Annotated in this window: 23 protein-coding genes and 1 pseudogene; 6 read left to right on the top strand and 18 right to left on the bottom strand. The window is 50.5% G+C overall.

From position 1 onward, the window contains the following. On the bottom strand, window positions 1–258 hold a 258-nt coding region (locus tag H7F08_RS12875; RefSeq protein ID WP_193640756.1), incomplete at its 3' end, for a hypothetical protein. Window positions 259–500: 242 nt separating this feature from the next. Here H7F08_RS12875 and H7F08_RS12870 point away from each other — a divergent pair. Continuing rightward, window positions 501–656, top strand: a pseudogene (locus H7F08_RS12870) (recombinase family protein); the annotation flags it as partial. A gap of 341 nt (window positions 657–997) precedes the next feature. Here H7F08_RS12870 and H7F08_RS12865 read toward each other — a convergent pair. Genes H7F08_RS12865 through H7F08_RS15545 form a run of 3 tightly spaced genes read right to left on the bottom strand, consistent with a single transcriptional unit; the run spans window position 998 to window position 2,156 of the window. After that, complete coding sequence (locus tag H7F08_RS12865) at window positions 998–1,300, bottom strand: hypothetical protein (protein ID WP_193640755.1); 303 nt, start codon at window positions 1,298–1,300, stop codon at window positions 998–1,000. Next, a complete protein-coding gene (locus H7F08_RS12860) occupies window positions 1,297–1,755 on the bottom strand; it encodes an integrase domain-containing protein (RefSeq protein WP_227487878.1) in 459 nt (152 codons plus the stop codon). The genes H7F08_RS12865 and H7F08_RS12860 overlap by 4 nt, the downstream gene beginning before the upstream one ends. Then, entirely contained in the window at window positions 1,677–2,156 is a 480-nt protein-coding gene (locus tag H7F08_RS15545; protein WP_227487879.1) for a hypothetical protein, read from the bottom strand. The genes H7F08_RS12860 and H7F08_RS15545 overlap by 79 nt, the downstream gene beginning before the upstream one ends. A gap of 1,344 nt (window positions 2,157–3,500) precedes the next feature. Here H7F08_RS15545 and H7F08_RS12855 point away from each other — a divergent pair. Next, window positions 3,501–4,337, top strand: coding sequence for a hypothetical protein (locus H7F08_RS12855; protein ID WP_193640753.1), 837 nt, complete (start codon window positions 3,501–3,503; stop codon window positions 4,335–4,337). 289 nt (window positions 4,338–4,626) lie between these two features. Here the strand turns inward: H7F08_RS12855 and H7F08_RS12850 are convergent, their stop codons facing one another. The 3 genes from H7F08_RS12850 to H7F08_RS12840 all read right to left on the bottom strand — a co-directional run bounded on the left by H7F08_RS12850 (window position 4,627) and on the right by H7F08_RS12840 (window position 6,033). Then, on the bottom strand, window positions 4,627–4,866 hold the full coding sequence (locus H7F08_RS12850; RefSeq protein ID WP_193640752.1) for a hypothetical protein: 240 nt from the start codon (window positions 4,864–4,866) through the stop codon (window positions 4,627–4,629). 2 nt (window positions 4,867–4,868) lie between these two features. Then, a complete protein-coding gene (locus H7F08_RS12845) occupies window positions 4,869–5,042 on the bottom strand; it encodes a hypothetical protein (protein WP_193640751.1) in 174 nt (57 codons plus the stop codon). A 136-nt stretch (window positions 5,043–5,178) separates the two neighbouring features. Next, window positions 5,179–6,033 (bottom strand): nuclease-related domain-containing protein, encoded by an 855-nt coding sequence (locus tag H7F08_RS12840; protein WP_193640750.1) that lies wholly within the window; start codon window positions 6,031–6,033, stop codon window positions 5,179–5,181. A 331-nt stretch (window positions 6,034–6,364) separates the two neighbouring features. Here H7F08_RS12840 and H7F08_RS12835 point away from each other — a divergent pair, with 331 nt between their 5' ends. Further along, on the top strand, window positions 6,365–6,730 hold the full coding sequence (locus H7F08_RS12835) for a hypothetical protein (RefSeq protein WP_227487875.1): 366 nt from the start codon (window positions 6,365–6,367) through the stop codon (window positions 6,728–6,730). 215 nt (window positions 6,731–6,945) lie between these two features. Here H7F08_RS12835 and H7F08_RS12830 read toward each other — a convergent pair whose 3' ends face one another. The 9 genes from H7F08_RS12830 to H7F08_RS12790 all read right to left on the bottom strand — a co-directional run bounded on the left by H7F08_RS12830 (window position 6,946) and on the right by H7F08_RS12790 (window position 11,852). Continuing rightward, window positions 6,946–7,110 carry a hypothetical protein gene (locus H7F08_RS12830; protein ID WP_193640749.1) on the bottom strand — a complete coding sequence of 55 codons (165 nt, stop codon included), beginning with the start codon at window positions 7,108–7,110 and terminating at the stop codon, window positions 6,946–6,948. 152 nt (window positions 7,111–7,262) lie between these two features. After that, the gene (locus H7F08_RS12825; protein WP_031568596.1) at window positions 7,263–7,517 is read right to left on the bottom strand and encodes a toxin-antitoxin system HicB family antitoxin; all 255 of its coding nucleotides are present in this window, start codon (window positions 7,515–7,517) and stop codon (window positions 7,263–7,265) included. Then, the gene (locus H7F08_RS12820) at window positions 7,514–7,939 is read right to left on the bottom strand and encodes a putative toxin-antitoxin system toxin component, PIN family (RefSeq protein WP_193640748.1); all 426 of its coding nucleotides are present in this window, start codon (window positions 7,937–7,939) and stop codon (window positions 7,514–7,516) included. Before H7F08_RS12820 ends, H7F08_RS12825 begins: the two co-directional genes overlap by 4 nt. 626 nt (window positions 7,940–8,565) lie before the next feature. Then, a complete protein-coding gene (locus H7F08_RS12815) occupies window positions 8,566–9,423 on the bottom strand; it encodes a replication initiator protein A (RefSeq protein ID WP_193640747.1) in 858 nt (285 codons plus the stop codon). Continuing rightward, window positions 9,420–9,785 (bottom strand): HTH domain-containing protein, encoded by a 366-nt coding sequence (locus tag H7F08_RS12810; RefSeq protein ID WP_193640746.1) that lies wholly within the window; start codon window positions 9,783–9,785, stop codon window positions 9,420–9,422. Before H7F08_RS12810 ends, H7F08_RS12815 begins: the two co-directional genes overlap by 4 nt. A 2-nt stretch (window positions 9,786–9,787) precedes the next feature. Continuing rightward, window positions 9,788–10,081, bottom strand: coding sequence for a DUF6516 family protein (locus tag H7F08_RS12805; protein ID WP_193640745.1), 294 nt, complete (start codon window positions 10,079–10,081; stop codon window positions 9,788–9,790). Between the two features lie 36 nt (window positions 10,082–10,117). Beyond that, window positions 10,118–10,561 carry a hypothetical protein gene (locus H7F08_RS12800; protein WP_193640744.1) on the bottom strand — a complete coding sequence of 148 codons (444 nt, stop codon included), beginning with the start codon at window positions 10,559–10,561 and terminating at the stop codon, window positions 10,118–10,120. Between the two features lie 55 nt (window positions 10,562–10,616). Further along, on the bottom strand, window positions 10,617–11,402 hold the full coding sequence (locus tag H7F08_RS12795) for a tyrosine-type recombinase/integrase (protein WP_319803973.1): 786 nt from the start codon (window positions 11,400–11,402) through the stop codon (window positions 10,617–10,619). A gap of 141 nt (window positions 11,403–11,543) precedes the next feature. Next, complete coding sequence (locus H7F08_RS12790) at window positions 11,544–11,852, bottom strand: XRE family transcriptional regulator (RefSeq protein WP_193640743.1); 309 nt, start codon at window positions 11,850–11,852, stop codon at window positions 11,544–11,546. A 243-nt stretch (window positions 11,853–12,095) separates the two neighbouring features. Between H7F08_RS12790 and H7F08_RS12785 the strand changes: the two genes are divergently transcribed. From H7F08_RS12785 to H7F08_RS12775, 3 genes are all read left to right on the top strand, one after another. Continuing rightward, window positions 12,096–13,400, top strand: coding sequence for an OmpP1/FadL family transporter (locus H7F08_RS12785; protein ID WP_193640742.1), 1,305 nt, complete (start codon window positions 12,096–12,098; stop codon window positions 13,398–13,400). Window positions 13,401–13,921: 521 nt separating this feature from the next. Further along, window positions 13,922–15,208 (top strand): porin, encoded by a 1,287-nt coding sequence (locus H7F08_RS12780; protein ID WP_193640741.1) that lies wholly within the window; start codon window positions 13,922–13,924, stop codon window positions 15,206–15,208. Window positions 15,209–15,271: 63 nt separating this feature from the next. Next, entirely contained in the window at window positions 15,272–15,841 is a 570-nt protein-coding gene (locus tag H7F08_RS12775; RefSeq protein WP_193640740.1) for a hypothetical protein, read from the top strand. Between the two features lie 237 nt (window positions 15,842–16,078). Here the strand turns inward: H7F08_RS12775 and H7F08_RS12770 are convergent, their stop codons facing one another. Both H7F08_RS12770 and H7F08_RS12765 read right to left on the bottom strand, forming a co-directional pair. Then, on the bottom strand, window positions 16,079–17,461 hold the full coding sequence (locus tag H7F08_RS12770; RefSeq protein ID WP_193640739.1) for a plasmid recombination protein: 1,383 nt from the start codon (window positions 17,459–17,461) through the stop codon (window positions 16,079–16,081). A 119-nt stretch (window positions 17,462–17,580) separates the two neighbouring features. Beyond that, the coding region (locus H7F08_RS12765; protein ID WP_227487874.1) for a hypothetical protein at window positions 17,581–17,776 on the bottom strand (196 nt) is incomplete at its 5' end.

The following is a 17,776-nucleotide window of genomic DNA, read 5'->3' as shown; positions in this document are numbered from 1 at the left end:
GCTGAGGAGGCCCGCGTGGTCGTAAGCCGTCTGCTCAGCCTCCTCCATACCCGATGTCACGCGGGCCTCCTCAGCCATCAAGACCTGTTCCAGCATCTCGCGCTTAGTGACCCCGTTATGCCTGGCCAGCCTTGCCAGGGCCAGAGAGGCCCCCGTACTGACCCAGGTGTTAATCCGACGTTCTCCGTTGTTATCCGCGCCTGCAAAAGGCCGTCTGGCGCGATAATCGGCTTGGATCTCAGCAGCGGTTTTAGACATAGGGGTTTTCTCCTGAATAGGTTACGCAGTAATGTGACTATACCATAATATTACTGCGTAATAATAGCGAGATCCAACCCGGGGTTTTCCGTTCCATTGCTCCCTAAACCCCGACTTGCTGCGTTGTCCCAAAAACGACCGTTAGTCGGCCATGCCGGAAACTGTCCGGTAAAATGCTTGCATAATGGGATTGTCGGACATCAAGATAGACGGACAGGATGACGGACAAAAAGAGGCGGCAAATGGCACTGATCGGCTATGCGCGGGTCTCGACGGCGGAACAGGACACCGCCTTACAGACGGATGCGCTACGCAAGGCAGGCTGCGCGCGCGTTTTCGAGGGCACGGCTTCCGGGGCCAAAGCCGACCGCCCCGGCTTGGCTGATGCGCTGGCCTATAGAGTCTGTCATGGCAAACCAAAGGCCCTGGCACTCATCACATCAACCTCGCCGGTGGCATGGCGGCACCTGCTGCTGGGCGGACATTACACCTTTGCGGATGGCGGCAAGACGATTGACTTGGATGCGCTGCTCGATGGACTGGATATGGAGTGACGGAAATTTCGGCGGTTTGTGGTTCAACCCCCTACATGCAGGATGTTACGCCGTAACGAGACCGCCGGGAAAATAGCAAAAAATAGCTGGAAAATGCTATATATCAAAACGCCGCTATTTTTTACTATAAAAAACATGTTCATGATCATTTTGTTACAGATTGTTGATCTCTACATTGCATGACTTCAACCCGCTTCCGTCCATTTTGTCGGCTTGGGAGGCTTTCCTGCCTTACCAGACAGACTCCAGAGCACACAAAGCGCGCGCCAGTGATTGTAGAGCGTCTTTTCCGCTAAATGCGCATGTGCCTTCCAGTACTGGATGACCTGCTTTCCCCCTACCTCAGCGAGGGTTTTGGTGCCGTTGGCAGCGGCATGGTCGGCGAAACTCAGCATCCGGTGTTGCTGTTGCCGGCGATTCCGCTTACCGCCGCGACGAATATAGCCTTGGGAAAGCTTGGCGACTTCCTGGACCAGAAGATGACTCATGACCGCCCTCCGATATAGCTGCTGACCACATCAATGCGCCCGTGCCCGAGCTCGCGGGCAATCTGCTGACGGGCGGCTAGATCGGCGGCGCGATCCAGGACGCGCCCGACGATAACGGGCGCATCATGGCCGGTGAGCGCTTTATAGCGATCGCAGGCATAAGCTGCACGCAAATCATGTAACCCGCCTCCGGTATACTGCTGCATCGTTTCGCGGATCTTACGCAGTCCCCCGGCGCGCCAGGTCTTCCAGTTGGCCTCTGTGGGCATCAGACTGCGCCGCTGACTCTGCGCGGCGGCGGCATCGCGCAAAGCCTCCATCTGCCTGGTGGTTGTTATGGGGACGACGCGCAGGCGTCCGCCTTTCGTGCCGAGCGTTACCGTAACTTTCCCGCTGCGCTGGGCTTCTGCCAGGGCGTTTCGGGCATCGAGCAAAGAGGCCTCTTTCGAGCGCAGCCCGATTTCGCGGGCGAGTCCGGTAAGCGCTTCGCCGGCTTTATTGCCGGATTGCCGCAAAGCTGTCCTGGCCTCTTCATAGGCCGGTCCTTTGGCGTGTTTTTCAGGACCGAGTTAATCGCGCTCACGAGGTTCTGTGCGTAACTAGCCTTCATCTCTTCGGCATCGACTTTATCGGCGAGATGCCTTGCGTACTCAAGCACCGAATCCCGGGTTATTTTCTCCATGCGGCCGATGCCATTCTCTTTATTGTATTTGATGTAGCGCACGAATTGGGACCAGCGCTCCGCGATGGTCCCCAGTGAGTCGCCGCTAATACCTTTTTGATGATAAGACCGTTCTAAAAAGATCTTCCCCGCGACCGACATATCGCGATGACCAATCCCATAATTTCGTGACATAAAAATATCCTCATAAAAAGTGTGTAATGGACAAATTACCCCCTCCCCATGGAGGGGATAAAAACAACCTTTTTTCATTGCGCACTGGAATAATGCGCAATGAAAAAAGATCTGCCACAGATCACTCTGCGGTAGATCATCGGGGATTTTGCAATCCGGAATAGGCTTTCATTTTTGGTGAACAACGTGTTGTGTCGATGCAGGTCTTTTCCTGTCGCGACCCGAAAGGCCCGGTGAAGGGGCACCATCTGCAGACAGTGCTTCAAACAGGAAAAGACGTCCCCCCACCGAGCCCATCAGGTCGGTGAATTTGAGTGCATGCTCTGGAGGCATGCGCACGCGACTAAGCTCGCGGCAAGCTGTAGGGGGGCCGTATCTTGTTCAGCGCGACGGCGGCGCGCTTATCTGTTTGTATGGGGTGCGATCAGATCGACTCCGGAGCGCTGGCTAGACGTACCCGCACCCTCATATGGGGTGCGAGCCTCCATCTACATCGATGTGATTGGCGGGTGCCCTGCCCATTTCACGCGTTTTCACGCGGCGAAATGGTGCTGTAAAGCAGTAATGGCGGGGCTTTCAGCCGTCCGTCTCTGTGCGATGCTACAGAGACGGACGGGGGTGGCTACGATAATTTTGTGGTGGAACATCCGCTCCTGGCTGCGCAGTCGCTTGGGCGATCAGCGCATCGAAAGGCCACGGGCGTTATGAGGATTAGACAAGAATCATCCATCGCTGTCGCGCTGCGTTGAGGTTTCGCGATTATCCCGTGGGGTCGCTATCAGGGCACAGATTGCAGACAACAGGAATCATGCACGCCCCTGCGTACAGAAAGGGGCTCGTGGTTTGGTCCATATACATCGGACTATTGCGTCGCTTTTGCCAAAAGCTGTTTTCATCTTTAAAAAGATGATGGCGTTGGAGTAGTCAGGCTACCGCGCTGACCGCGACCGGTCAAGCAGCAGCTGCTGAATTTCAACGGTACGAAAACCATAGTTACTGCGTAACGAATAAATATCGTGACAAGTCGCAAATAAGGCGATTTTCGGAGGACACTTGGGCGATATTTGGGCAAAACGCCCAGTTTCACGGCATATTGCCTGCTGCAATGCCTATTTTTACTGATAGTTGGACCGATCAGACCAGCGGATTATCAATCCGCTGGTCTCATTCATGGCCGTTACGGTAACGATACGACGCGACTGGTTATGCATCTCAAAAACGGCCTGTTGCAAGATGGAGCCATCTGATTTCTTGACCGTGATCTCTGCAAAATTTGGGAAATCGCCTAATAGTTGTAAATGCTAATATAACCATTAGCGATCATAGAGAAAGGGGATGTATTATATGAAACAAGTCGCATTTGCAGTAACCGTCTTTTTTGGTCTTTCGTTGCCTGCAGTGGCAATAGCAGCAACAAGTTATCAGCCATCTGACAGCCCAATATTGAAAGCCAATAACTCAGTATCAATTGGTTTCAATGATATTCATAGCAACTATGCAGAAACACTCCAATCTCCTGCAGATGTTGAAAACGGGTGGACACCAGGATTCCATGTTGGGGCAAATGTAGATACCACTTTGTTTGGTATAAATGGAATATATGGTGATTTTGGTTACAGCTATGCCAGTGGAAAAGTGACATATAGCGAAGGGAATTTTTCAGAGAAGGCTGGCCACACAGAAAACAATGTGCACGTCCGATTTGGAAAAACATTTTTATTAACTAATTCGTTTGGAATAACACCATATGTCATGGGTGGATACCGCTGGTGGCATAGATCGGTACCTAATGGAGTGGCTGATCCTGAAAATTATAGCAATGCCTATGTTGGCGTAGGTGGCTTATTTCAATACGCTATAACCAATGATCTTTCTTTGTCGTTCCATGGTGGAATTGGAGAGGTTGTTTTTGCTAGCCTTTCTGGAAAAACTAATCCTTATTATGTGGTGAAATATAATTCCCCTGCTGAGCAAAAGTTTAGCCTTTCAGATAGGCCGTATTATACTGCCGGACTGAAAGCCACTTATATAAATTCCAAAAATCTTGGGCTTTATGCGGATGTTGATTATAGAGATTTTATGTATGGAGCTTCTGGATTTAATCAGTCTGGATTTGAAGAGCCATCATCACAGACTAGTCAATTTAGCTTTGGGGTAGGGATCATGTATAGTTATTCATGACAATTATACAAGAAATAGTTTTGAAAAAACCGCTTAATCGCCTATAAATATTTCTATTGATATTTATGTGATTTGAGTGTTTTTATAGAGCGCTGACCATTATTTTGTGGCAGCGCCTATATTAGCAAAGTTTTTCCAAATTTTGTTTTTAATACGAGACAGAATGCGTCATTCTGTCTCGTGGGCAGGACTGGCCAGGTCCGTAGTCTGTTGATTGAACGGGACCCAGACACTGCCTGGTCCGGGTACTTATGAGACAAAAAGCAGAGGCCGTTCATTTTATGCCGGATCAGGACAGCTCCAGGCGGCGCTCGATACGGTCTATGCGTTCATTCAGACGATCCATGCGCACACTCATGGCTGCTGTGTTCTCTTCGTTATGGGCAATGTCGCGGCGTACACTCGCAACACTCACCTCCAAGGCTCCTAAGCGGGTCACGACTTCTTCCAGCTTGCGCTCGATACGATCTTGCCCGACCTGAAAGCGTTTCAGGTGTTCCAGTATGATGTTTTCGATTTCTTCTGCCATTTTTAGTCTCCCCGACCTGAATGCTGACCAACAATATCCGCATAGTTGCCTGCCATTGTCCGTTCAAGGCTGATCAGCCTTGAATTTATTTCGCGGATGTCGTCGCGCATAGCAGACTGATCTGAGCGAATGGCGCGAAGATGCTCCAGAAGGAGGTTTTCAATATTGTCGGTCATGATTAAAGCCTCTTAAAGCTTGTTTTTTTAGCTTAAACGGTTTGTCGTTCTAGGTACATTGGAATCTGTATTATGATGCGCTTATTATTATGTGACTTGCTGCGACTTAAGCAGATGGATGAGTAAGCTGTTTCTACTATGGGAACTGTTTCTGATGTACCCGACAGTATGCCCGCCCACCAAATCGGTCCTTACGCATAAAACAAAAAGAGGCTTCCTCCTGGCTAATGAGTGCCCTACATTGAAAGCAAAACTTGGTTGCCTTTGTGGTGTCTTCCGACGGCTTTGACTGCTCCCGTAGAGAGGGAACATCAGGGTCCTGATTATCCAATGCACTGGATGGCGCCTGCCTCGTGCCCTGTATTTCATCCTCAGAAATTCCAAAGCGTTTGCGGTAATTCGGATAGGGTGCCGGTTGATGCCATGCGGCGATTTGTTGACCTATGGACTGGAGGGTATCCCGGCTGACAACCTGGGGTAAGCGCTGAACGGCATCCCGAAAAGTGAAGGTCTTCTGGAATCGACGCACCACGTTCTCGTGGAAAAGATCTCCCTTGATCACGTTGGGAAAACTGTCCGGTGTCGGACGATCAATACGTCCCCGACCGGAGATGAGCACGTAGTTGTGAAAGATCGGTTGCGCCAGACCGATACGGTGCGGGAGGACGTTGTGCCGTTTGAGCAGTCGCTGCAACAGCAGGATATGCCGATCATTTTGAGCGACAGGAGAGTCTATGGGATAAGGATCTCCTTCCTTGGGATAGGCTTCAAATTCCCCTTGAGGAGAAATGCGTACGCCTCTGGCGTAATTTTTGGTTTCCAGAACAAAAAAATCCAGCGTGCGCACGATCAGCAGATGGTCAATCTGTGCAACATCATGGCCATCGACCAGGCGCAGGTCATGGAGCAGTAACCAGTTTTCATATTCCCTGAAGCGAAAATTGAGATCATAGGTGTAACGACCTGCATTTAAAAACGGTCGGACCTGCATTCAGCGGGTTTTTCGACCAGAGATAATTGCGACCAACGGTGGCCTTAAACCAGAATTAACTGCGAATGAACCTGCATTCATCCATATCGACCTGCATTCCATTCCCACGAACCAGCATTAATTGCGAGTGACCAGATGCCTGGATACCCACTCTACCGGTCCAAAAAACGGGGGTTTATTGCACTCCCCCAGGCCGGGCTCTGAACCTCGCTGAAATCTGCCATTCGGCACCTCACAAACCCTTTCCAATATTCAAGGTCCGGCTATACTCGAATCTCGTGACTTATTGGACTGAACGCTATGCTGATTGGCTACGCACGGGTATCCACCGATGACAAGCACCGGAAACAAGGCTGAGGCCGGGCCCGAATTTATTCTGACGACAGACGCGATTGACCTCCTCGCCACGAAGCTGCGCACCCCGCTACAGGTCCAACTGCACCTGACATTGGCGCTCGAAGCCGGTTATCAGACGGGCGAGAAACCGATAACGTCGGAATTAGTGGGAGCGGTGCTCTCACGTCAGCTCGACGACCTGGAGCCAACGCTGGCGCGCCACGGCTATCGTCTCAAGGACATGGTTGAGCAGTTTGACGCCAAGGCGACGGAGGTGCGTGCGTTGTTCAGTAATCAGTTGGAACCGAAACGTGCGGCAGAGATCCGTGAGCGCATGCTTGCTGCGGGGTTGCCGATATAGCGTCTATGCGCGGCCAGTCACGCCTCTGCGGCACTAGACTTACGCCGCATGGTCACTCGCAATTAATGCTGGTTCGTGGGAATGGAATGCAGGTCGATATGGATGAATGCAGGTTCATTCGCAGTTAATTCTGGTTTAAGGCCACCGCTGGTCGCAATTATCTCTGGTCGAAAAACCCGCTGAATGCAGGTCCGACCGTTTTTAAATGCAGGTCGTTACACATAGGCAACCTGATCTTCAGCACTTTCTCCGGCTTGTAGCTTCCACTTCTCTTGCTCGACTATGCGACGGTGCTCGGACGTGAGATGACAGGACAGCAGAAGATCCAGTTCCATGGCTTTTTTGCGTCCACTGATGGTGTCTCGTTCTTTAAGGATCATGCGGTGAAGTGCCTTCTGTTCGTGCTAAAATCACTCAGTTAGCCTGTCATATTAGATGATTGAGGTGGTTATGCCACATAACGGCGACCCCCTGAAAAATCCGTTGCTTCATTCTCATCAGAGGATGTGCATAAAGCTCAGGGTAGAATCCATCACAAATCCGGCAGCTCATCGCCTTTAGCTGGCGGGTCACTCCTGACCTTGTCCAGAATCGTCTGAAAGTCCGCAGGGCTTGCATTGCTGCCGCGCCGCTTGAAGAAGTCGGCAGCCGTTTCCACGGCACCGACCTTTTCAGCGAGAGCGACCGTGATCCACTGATTGAGTGATACCCCATCCTCCCGTGCAAGCCGTTGTGCAGCGGTCTTGAGGGACTGTGGCAGTTTCAGGGCATAGGCGGCCTTGTTCATTGGCGAACCTCCATCAAAAGTTGTTTGGGTAGCCATAGGGGAAGATTGAAGCGTGGCGCAGCCACCGCGAAGTGCGCCATGTTGAAAGTAATCAAAGCATCGGCATGACCATTTACGGCGGCCTCCAGAACCATTTCATCGTTCGGGTCGTTGAGTTGTGGCCGCCAGTGGAAATGAATCTCTACCGGGCGGCAAAGGCCAGCAAAGGCGTCCAGGAATCGACTGACCTCTTGGAGGGTCAGCTGAGATACCGCTAATTGCTCAGGCCTTGTCAGTACTGCTTCGTATTCCATGAACAAAGCGGGCGTTGCCAATACGGCAATCTGCCCCAAACCGATCAACCGCAATACCGCGTGGCTGGCCCCCAGGTTGCTACGCAGGGCGCTGGTCAGTACGGAGGTATCGAGAACGATTTTAAGCATATCTCATAGGATATCACAAAAAACAAAAAGAAGGGTTTTCGCGGAGCCAATTGTCCCTGTAGATGGTCACACCATCGTACAAAAACATCACAACCTGAACCACCATGCGCGAACCTGCCGTAAAGGCCCTGTATTTGCCCTAGAAACGACGCAAATCCCGTTCTGGTACATTTCCATGGCTCAACCACTAAAAACGCGTTCTGCGCCAAAATTACCCCTCCTTTGTAAAACTAGAGGGGGAGCCACTGCCATAGCAGTGGGGGACGTAGTCCCCGAAGGGGGTCGATCCGGCAAGCCGAAGGCGCGGACAGGGGGACCAGCTGGTCCCCGCCGGGGGATGGTTGCGCCCGGCGCCGTAGGCGGCAAGCGGGCGCTCATTGTCATTGCCTGTCGGTCGTTTCGGTTTTGGCTTTTCCACCGTCGGAGACGTTAAAAGCTTTTCTTTAAGTTAAAACCGCGCGCGCGCGTTACGGTTTTTGAAAGCCTTATGGTTATTGGCCTGTAGGGGCATTGCTGCAGGTGAAATGACGATGAGAGTGCAGGTGAAATGACGTGCCTATCCACAGATTAGTGCAGGTAAAATGACGTGCCTATCCACAGAAAAACGAGAATTATCCACAGCCGAATTATTTTGACGAGGACTTGAGAACGTCCTTGATTTGGGCGATGGCTCCCTTTGTGGCCTTGGCATAGAACGTTACCGTGTCATTTTCTTGGTCGCATACAATGCGATAATCTGGTAAATCACCTGATTCTGCTAGCGTTTTAACGGCGACGCGGAAATTTCTAATCGCGTCTCGGCTCCCGCTTTTTTCATGGAGGACTTTCGTGGTCACGCACCACTTTGCCTGTATTCCACAGTGCTTCCTTGCTAACTCGTAAAGCCTTCTATCGATTGGCTTACGTATCCGAAAATAATCCCTATTCAACGTCAAGACGTGCATGGCTCTAACTGATCGGCAAAGCCAGTCTGGCAGACTAATCTCAACAGCTATCATTTTGTCATCGCCATCGCGTTCAATGACGCGCCAGGAGTCAATCAATCCAAACCCTGCACGCTCACGTTTACCTGCTGTCTCAATATTCGTTTCGATGCGGGTTCCGCTTAACCTGGCCAGAGCATCACCCATAAGGCGGTACCCCTCTCCACTGGTCTGCCTATTGGTAGTCACCAAAAAATCATAAGCAGTGAAACGTACAACTCTACCAACATCTGAACGATCACGGTTTATCGCTTCCACAAGTTGACTGATACAATAAATCCAGATGTCCTTATCATGAATCGTCGCACAACCGTCATGACCTGGTTTAACGGTGACCGTCACTCCATTACGTTCGTAAATGCGAGACCGTCTATCGCCCGTTTTTAAAGCAAATATTGGGTGCTCCATGCTGACGATATCGTCCTTAGGGGAAGCATCAAAAATATCCGCCACAAAAAAATCGCGTTGCGCATAACGATCAAAACGAAGATGCCCGGTCACGCTAATACAGCCTCCAGGCGAAGAGAATACGCAGCAGGCCTCACTTCTTTTTTTCGTCCGTGACCAGGCAGCGGTTTTTCCTCGACGATAACCAGTCCGGAATCCGCTAATAAATCTATATCCCGCTTCACAGCGCTACGATCACGCCCAAGACGTTCCGAAATCTCTGTGATGGAAAGTGGTCTCTCTAACACCACTTGCATCAGTGCAAGCCGGGTCGTAGTCAGCAAATGCAGCAAGTCTGCGGGGTCTTCAAAACTAATGATCTTTTCTTCGGAAATGGGCTGCTTGGCATCCGCTGTACGAGCAACCTTCCTACCACGTTCAAAGAACATCTTTTCATTGGCTACCTGCAGTAACATATTTATTGCCTCCTTAAGGCCATCCAATCCTCTTCAAAACGTGCTTCAACTTCCTCAAAACTGACAAAATCTATTGGGTGCATATCCCCGAAATAATGACGATGGTGGTATCCATGCTGGTTGTCGTACCCCACAACACGACCATTATCCACGGCGCATATCGCGTGATTGATATAGGCTAGGTTGTACCGCGTTACTTCGCCCCTTTCATCCACCCACACTTCCCGGCGCAGCTGCCCATTCCCTCGCTTTCTGGAAATATGATGAACCTCATCAACGAGCTTCTTATCAGCCATGATTTAATATATCACTTCTGGTGCCAAACAAGCTACTCATCCCCAAAATCGCCACCACGATTTTATCATGGCAACCTGATTACTACCCCCATCATGCGTAAGCAACTTAATCTGCCGTTGAACATCATCCAGGTGTTGGCGAAGCCACGCCTCTCGTTCTTCCGCTTTTCTTTCCCTATCAGCCGCCGCAGCTAACTGAGATCGAAGGGTGGCTATAACTTCGTCTTTTGCTTGAATTGAGGAAGGTATTTCGTTGTCATAGCTATCTTTTTCATATGTCACCATCTGGTTTTTTTCTGTATTTTCTGGTGTCATCCTGATTTCACCAAAAACTCGTATGAGCTCGCTGGTGTCAATCTTTGGTTTGTCCAAATGATCCCTTTCTATACTTATTTTTCCTTCATTTATGTAGTTTTTATATAGGTTTTGCCTAGCCACTCCGACCAATCTAGCCGCTTCCGAGATTGTCACTTTAGCCATGTCATTCTCCGTAACTCAATATGTCACCATATGTCATCTTAGGATGACATATCAATCACCGCCACAATTTTTCAAAGCGTTGGGCATTGGTAGCGGTATAGCGCACGGTATGCTGGATATTCCGGTGCCCCAGATAGTCCTGAATCAGCCGGGTGTCCGCGCCCTGGTCAGCCAAAGCAAAACCGCAGGCATGACGCAGCATGTGCGGATGCGGTGGCAGCGACAGTCCCGCTTCCTCGCCATAGCGCCGCAACAAGGCCCAGAAGGTCTTGCGGGAGAGGGCAGCCCCTCGGGCGCTCAAAAACAGCGCCTGACGGTCCAGGGGCACCGTCCCTGAGCGGCTTTTCCCCCGGTCCCACTGCCGCAACCAGCGCGACCGCTCCTGCAGCCAGCTTTTCAGCATCCGGAGTTCTTCGGCCCGTAAGGGCTGAGTCGTGGACAATCCCCCCTTGAGGCGTTCGACATGGAGAATCCGGCTGTCCAGATCCACCTGGTCCAGACGCATGGCGCAGGCCTCTGTCACTCGCAGGCCATGGCGGAACATCAGGAAGATCAGACAACGATCCCGTATCCCCGTCCGGAGGTTGTCCTTGGCGGCCTGGAGCAGACGATCCACTTCCAGCGGCGTCAGATGCTTGCGATCCGCTTCTGCCGCCGCCCGGCGGCGAGCCGGTGTATTCACGACAGGAGAAGGGACTTCCGGTGCCGATTCCGGCAGCAGGGGTTCTGCCGTGGCCACGGCCTCTATGACTTCCGGGGTAGATTCAAAAAAGCCCAGCTGCTCGGGCGCCTTCTGGGGTTTTTTCGGGGTTTTGGGGGTACGTTTTCGGGGTTCGGACACAGGCAAAATCTCCACGGCGTTTGTAATGTCTCATGATACCCGGTTTTTCAGCTTGCCGGGTATTAGGAGAATCAGTACATTAGCGACAGAGAGAAAAACGCCCACGAGACAGAATGACGCATTCTGTCCCATCACACCTAATCACACAGAGTTTTGTTCTTGTTTGAGCGGTACATTAATGTCTACTATCTCGATTTTTCCTTGGCTACACTGTGTTGGGACTATAAAAATTTTGATATCACTTCCCAACATGGTAAGACACTGCATTAGCCGCCATTCGCTGATATCTTTGGTTTGTCCACCCATAATTCTACAAAATCGACTCCGTGAGATATTCAAGTTTTTAGCCGATTCCGTCTGCGTCCACCCTTTCTGCACAACCATACCCCTAATACATTCGATCAGTTTTAACTTAATAGATTCTGTCGTATCTTCATGATAATGAACCATTCTTGGTTTTCTCCACAGTTATATTTTTACCTCGTTAATGGATGAATAGTACACCATGAAATCAGACCTGAGCAGTATCAATTTATGTTGTTATGCTAATATTTTATAATCTTTTGCGGGTATCAATACTTTTCTTGCAACAGGTGTTGCAATACTGACACAAGGGGATGATACTCTCCACTGTGTAGAACACCAGCTTAGATAAGAGTATTAATTTCAGACGGGATTAGTGAGGAGAAGAATATGAAAAAAACCATTTTACATGCTGCTGTGATTGGTGCCATATCCATGGGACTGTCAGCAACAGCTTTCGCAACCGACGGATATCAACTGATCGGTATTGGCCAGTATGCAATGGGCATGGGTGGTGCCGTAGTTGCAGCACCTGATGATCCTTTATCAGCAGCTATCAGCAATCCTGCAGGACTGGCCAATATGACGCCGCAAGCCGCATTTTCCGCTGAAATTTTCAACCCCACTAGAAAAACTAATTTTGGGTTTGGAGAAATTGGGAGCCACAGCAATATTTATGGGGTGCCAGCAATCGGTTGGGTGGCTCCAGCATTTGGTGATGGGATTGTGTTTGGTGGTGGCGTATATGGTACATCAGGCCTTGGCGTGAACTACATACAACCGAATACACCATTAGGTACTGTGCAAGCCTACAGCAGCATCACGTTCATGCAAATGGCTCCATCAATGGCTATGAAGGTAAACCATCACCTCTCAGTCGGAGCTTCTCTGAATATAGCCGCAGAACAAGGATCATTTCAGCAAACGATTGGTCACACATCTCCCGGAGGGATGGGACCCAACAACATACCTTACCCACCATCTACATCGTATACCGGCCTCAACTTGGCAAGCCCATCATGGGCATATGGCGTTGGATTAACCCTAGGCGCACTTTACAAAGTAAATAGCATGGTTACATTGGGCTTTACATATAAATCTCCCATCATTTTTACCCCTATGACATGGCAGGAAACAGGAGAGGTTGCGGGCTCATTGTCACACCCAGTTACCGGTGGAGCCGGGCAATATAGCGGCCATCTAAACTACCCACAGCAAGTAGCTCTAGGATTGGCTATACGCCCAATTCCGCAATGGTTAATCAGTGTAGAGGGGCAGTGGATAAACTGGCACGCGACCATGAACAACTTCAACATTTATGGGCCATCTTGGTCTAACGGTGCATCAAGTGTCGCGTTACCGTTGCATTGGAGCAATCAATGGGTTGCCAATATTGGTACTCAATACAATGTAAATAAATGGCTGCAAGTGCGGGCCGGTTACAGTTACGGATCTAACCCAGTCAGCAATGCAAACACCGCAAGCAACCTGATTTTTCCTGCGGTTGTTCAGAATGCCGTAACTTTCGGTTCGACTCAAAAATTAGGAATGGGCTGGAAACTCACAGAGGCATACATGCATTCCTTTGCAAACACCATCTCTGGCACCTCTCCTTATTCTCCGTACGCAGCTGAAAACGCCAGCGCCACACTCGCCGAAAACTCATTCGGTCTGCAAGTCGGCTACGACTTCTAAAATCATACCCCTCCTCAGGGTACATAGGAGACGGATAGCCGTCTCCTTTTTTATCTCCACGTTTGAATAAATATCTCCCCAACTGGCCGTTTTTGAGTGGCCTGCTCCAACCCTTGCTGTAACGCCGACAATCAACAGGTTGACGTTCTCAACACCCCATCTTGATTCCAACATCTCGATTTCATGCCCTGAGTGGGGATGTAAGCCCAAAAACGGCGAGCAGCAAAAACTAAATTTCCCCTTGTTGATTGCAAAACGACAAACCCGGACTGTTCTTGCATCCCGTACCGAACCGACCTACGATTAACAGCGACTCTGATTTTTCATGATCAGACTCCTCCTCACGGGCCGGGCTCTGTTGTCTGGCTCGTGCTTTTTCTGGTTTCGTTAGGCTTTCCATCATTGTGCCTTGCGATTTCCTGATATTGTTGTATGCTTTCCACACGGGGTAGGCAAAAAAATACACTCTCGTGTTCTTGGGGTGGAGCCAAGCCTCTAACTTGTTTCAGGAGGAGTATCAAATGAAAAAGAATTTAATTGCTTTGGCAGTAGCAGCGGCTTTTGTAGTCCCTGGTGTCGCTTTTGCTTCTACGAACAACGTGTTCGCGCCAGCAAATAGCAATAATGACACTGGCCCCATCCTGTATGGTTACGCTCAGATCACTGGTGCTCAGCAGTGGGGAACATCAACGAATGGATCCGCCCCAGGATCGAATGGCTTGATTTTCGGTGCCAACCGTATTCGCCTGGGCGTCAAGGGTGAAGCTGTTCCTGGTGTGACCTACAACATTGAGGCTGGTTGGGATAATGCTGCGATCAGCGGCAATACTTATGTCGGAGGCAATTTGCTGAATGATGGCCTTGGAAATGGCGGGAACGCCTCCATCATTAACGCATGGTTGAATTATGCGCCCGTACCTTTTGCTCAACTCGAAGTCGGCAAGTTCAAACTGCCTGTGGGTAACGAGTACGTGAGTAAAGCAGGTAACGAGTTGCCTTTCGTATTCCGTAGCATGGCTCAGTCATTACTTCCAGGCCGGTCCGCAGGTGCTATGATCCATGCCAATGACGTGATGGGAACAGGTATAGGCTACGCTGTAGGTTTCGCTGATGATACATCGCTGGATGCCTACAACGCTTACAACTGGACTGCAAACGGCTCCATGCCGTTCGGAAGTGGCCAGAGCGGTTACTTGAATGGTAGTGGCAATTATATTGCCTTTGCTCGTTTAGGTTACGATTTCATGGGGCCGCTGCTTAAAGCGGAACTGAGTGGTTCACGTATGAGCCTAGGCTCCACGCCAAATGGAAGTTATGTTCCCGGTGGACTATCGCAAACTGCCATATACACTTGGAACGTGGGTATCCATGGCGGGCTGATGGGCATTCACTATGTGGCTTCTTATACCAACATGACCTCCGGACGTAGTTTTGGTGTCAACTACGGTTACAACAATAATGGGATGCTAGCTACTGACTGGAACGTAGGCTTGGGTGTGAACCTGCACCAGATGACGCTAACGCCCTCATGGTTAGATATTGAACCTGCAGTACGCTTCGATTCCTTCAGTATCAATAACCACAGCGGGTACGATGCAAAAATCGACAACACGACTGTCGGGTTGAACTATTTCGTCAATCCCAACAATCCGCATGCTGCCGAGGTTCAGTTGAATTACATTATCCCAACTGCGCGTCAAGGTAAGTTTGGTACAAACACTCAGGGAGGCGTTTTTAGTGCTACCGGCGCTCCCATTAATGGCATGGCCTACAACACCTTAATGTTGCAGTTCCAGGCTGGATTCTGATTAGTTAATCAGTAAAAGATGGGCCGCTATCATTATGACAGCGGCCCATTCTAATTGATCGACATGCCATACAAAAAACAAAGCGCAAACGAAGATGAGCAGTTTCGATTGGCTGCAAAGGCTATTATTGTCCTGCGTAGCGAGAAATTATCTGGTATAGCGAAAGCCCTGCAACTTGACCCCGGCGGACTATCTGGATGGTTAGGAGGCACACCAAACAGGTTATCTTTAGAAAAAAAAGAAATTCTTTCAAATTATTTAGGGTTAGAATATACGCACATATCTCATAAAATAGTGCATTTTTGGAACACAAATATAGAAGATCTGAGCGAGCTTGCTCCTGTAGTTATAAATAAAGAACTTCTTAAAAAAATAGAAATAACACCAATCGTATCCGACACCATCACCATTGGAGGTATTTACCATTCAAGAATAGGTGATATGACGCTAGTTATTTTATGCGGCCCTCAGAACAAGGCCTTTCAAATACCTATTTTATCTCCAGAGATAACTGGATGGGGAAAGCTATCTCAACCTGTTGAAATAAAAAAATGTATATTTGAATCATGGTGGGTAGAAAAAAGTGTATTTCCAGAATATATATATGGATACCTTCACGAAGGCGTGAAATAAAAGCTGGTCGTTTTTGAGAGTTATGACTGGTTTTATATTACGTGACAAGCCTCTATATATCGTTACAGTAACGACTATTCCCAGACCCCCGGATTACCAATCCGCGCGTCTGCCTGACACTGAACCCAGTATCCATGAGGGTTTGTGGTTTTTGAATCGGCCGAATCTGGCCACTTTGCCCAAATAATGCCCAAGTGCCCCCGAAAAAACGTTACGCAGTAACGGCCTTCAATCTCCCTAGTCTCCCGGCCCATTCCGACGACTCACCCCCAAGTTCAGCTTCTGTTCGGCCAACGCCTTTTGAAAGCTCTCCATCGAGGAGGACGCTTCAACGGCTTTCAACACTTTACCCCGATTCATGCTCGCATTTTGGATCCCCAGAATACTCCCGACATGCATCCCCACCATGTCCAGTCGATGCCGGAGCTTTTGGTTTTCGTCATTAGCCGCATCGTAGCTCGTTAATCGCTTTTCTCGGGTATTCAGGGTTTCGTGCCACGCTTGCAGCTCTGCCTCTTGCCCATTCATCTGGCTTTCTTGGGCGCGGACGGCCTGTTCCCGCTGCACAATACGGGCTTTTTCCGCCTGGACCGCACTTTCTACCTTGGCCGCTATCTCATCCCGAATGTACCCCGCCACTTGCTGGTGATAATCCGCCAGGTCCTCCGGGGTGACCGTCAGGTTCTTCGATAACCGCTTTTTGGCCGAAACCAGATGGGGCATCTCTCCCTGGATGTGCCCTGCCGTTTTCTGTTTCCGGGCAATGGCCACCTCCAGATCCGCCTGTTCCTGTTCCAGGGCCTTTATCTTGGCTTCCGCATCTGTCTGGCGGCGTTCATACGCCGCCAGTCTTTTCTGGACCTTTTCCGCGTCGCCCCGGCCCGCTTCTGAATCCTGTCGCGCCTTTGTTGCTAAGGTTTCATTCTTTTCACGTCTTATTTCGGCTTCAGCAGCTTCTCGTTCGGCCTCAGCACGGCGCTGTTCTGCGGTGGCTATCTCGGCAGGTAGGTCATCATGGAGCTGTTGCACGGATCGATGGATGATTTTTGACCAATCTTCCTCGTCTTTCACCCGTTCCTGCTTCGCTTTCCCGCGCGTGATGTTCAGCCCCCGCGCGGCCAGGACTTCGCCCGCAATGTCTTGCAGCTGGCGGGTGACCTCACGGGTTACCGTCTTGGACAGCGGTACCCCGTCGCGGTCATACCCCGGCATCTGGAAATGGGCATGCGGTGCCGCCTCGTCGTTGTGTACCACTAACCCCGTCAGGGTCGTATTGAGCCGCTCGGCCAGCTGCTGGGCAACTGACTGGTACATGGCCCGCTGGTCGGCCTTCGGTAAGGCCAGAATGACCGCCTGGGCTTCCGTACCAAACGTGATGATGCCCCCCATGGCAATAGCCGCATTGCTTTTCAGGATGCGTTGGCAATTCCGTTGTGCCCGGCGTTCTGAGCAGGTTTGGCGCAGTGTGGTCGGATTGGCCGGCGCGAGGAGGATGTCATTGTCTGCCGTGCGCTCCTGATCCACGTATCCAGGGATCGCCTGCCGCAAGTCATGGCGGTTTTGCCCGATGACTTGCGAGGCCGTTAATCGTCGAATACGGATGCTGACTGTCAGGCTCATGGGGGCCTCCTGATAGGGGGGTGCTGGCTCATTATAGCAGGGTATCCGCAAAGGAACATAACCTACTAGGCCATAACATTACACTTCGTTTTAATGTTATGGCTTCTTCGGCCAAGGTGCTATGCCCCTTTGGAAACCCCATTACTGCGTAATACGCTGTCGTAAGCCGTCTGCTCAGCCTCCTCCATACCCGATGTCACGCGGGCCTCCTCAGCCATCAAGACCTGTTCCAGCATCTCGCGCTTAGTGACCCCGTTATGCCTGGCCAGCCTTGCCAGGGCCAGAGAGGCCCCCGTACTGACCCAGGTGTTAATC

The sequence above is a fragment of the Acidithiobacillus sp. HP-11 genome, assembly GCF_015100075.1.
GTDB classification, from domain to species: Bacteria; Pseudomonadota; Gammaproteobacteria; order Acidithiobacillales; family Acidithiobacillaceae; genus Acidithiobacillus; species Acidithiobacillus thiooxidans.
The sequence above is the reverse complement of the archived record's forward strand: the minus strand, read 5'-3'. Positions and strand labels throughout refer to the sequence as shown.

Coding starts and splice junctions, on each gene's coding strand:
- H7F08_RS12865 (WP_193640755.1), bottom strand. CDS start 1,300: ATGAGTCATCTTCTGGTCCAGGAAGTCGCCAAGCTTTCCCAAGGCTAT.
- H7F08_RS15545 (WP_227487879.1), bottom strand. CDS start 2,156: ATGTCACGAAATTATGGGATTGGTCATCGCGATATGTCGGTCGCGGGG.
- H7F08_RS12855 (WP_193640753.1), top strand. CDS start 3,501: ATGAAACAAGTCGCATTTGCAGTAACCGTCTTTTTTGGTCTTTCGTTG.
- H7F08_RS12850 (WP_193640752.1), bottom strand. CDS start 4,866: ATGGCAGAAGAAATCGAAAACATCATACTGGAACACCTGAAACGCTTT.
- H7F08_RS12845 (WP_193640751.1), bottom strand. CDS start 5,042: ATGACCGACAATATTGAAAACCTCCTTCTGGAGCATCTTCGCGCCATT.
- H7F08_RS12840 (WP_193640750.1), bottom strand. CDS start 6,033: ATGCAGGTCCGACCGTTTTTAAATGCAGGTCGTTACACCTATGATCTC.
- H7F08_RS12835 (WP_227487875.1), top strand. CDS start 6,365: ATGACAAGCACCGGAAACAAGGCTGAGGCCGGGCCCGAATTTATTCTG.
- H7F08_RS12830 (WP_193640749.1), bottom strand. CDS start 7,110: ATGATCCTTAAAGAACGAGACACCATCAGTGGACGCAAAAAAGCCATG.
- H7F08_RS12825 (WP_031568596.1), bottom strand. CDS start 7,517: ATGAACAAGGCCGCCTATGCCCTGAAACTGCCACAGTCCCTCAAGACC.
- H7F08_RS12820 (WP_193640748.1), bottom strand. CDS start 7,939: ATGCTTAAAATCGTTCTCGATACCTCCGTACTGACCAGCGCCCTGCGT.
- H7F08_RS12810 (WP_193640746.1), bottom strand. CDS start 9,785: ATGTTACTGCAGGTAGCCAATGAAAAGATGTTCTTTGAACGTGGTAGG.
- H7F08_RS12805 (WP_193640745.1), bottom strand. CDS start 10,081: ATGGCTGATAAGAAGCTCGTTGATGAGGTTCATCATATTTCCAGAAAG.
- H7F08_RS12800 (WP_193640744.1), bottom strand. CDS start 10,561: ATGGCTAAAGTGACAATCTCGGAAGCGGCTAGATTGGTCGGAGTGGCT.
- H7F08_RS12790 (WP_193640743.1), bottom strand. CDS start 11,852: ATGGTTCATTATCATGAAGATACGACAGAATCTATTAAGTTAAAACTG.
- H7F08_RS12785 (WP_193640742.1), top strand. CDS start 12,096: ATGAAAAAAACCATTTTACATGCTGCTGTGATTGGTGCCATATCCATG.
- H7F08_RS12780 (WP_193640741.1), top strand. CDS start 13,922: ATGAAAAAGAATTTAATTGCTTTGGCAGTAGCAGCGGCTTTTGTAGTC.
- H7F08_RS12775 (WP_193640740.1), top strand. CDS start 15,272: ATGCCATACAAAAAACAAAGCGCAAACGAAGATGAGCAGTTTCGATTG.
- H7F08_RS12770 (WP_193640739.1), bottom strand. CDS start 17,461: ATGAGCCTGACAGTCAGCATCCGTATTCGACGATTAACGGCCTCGCAA.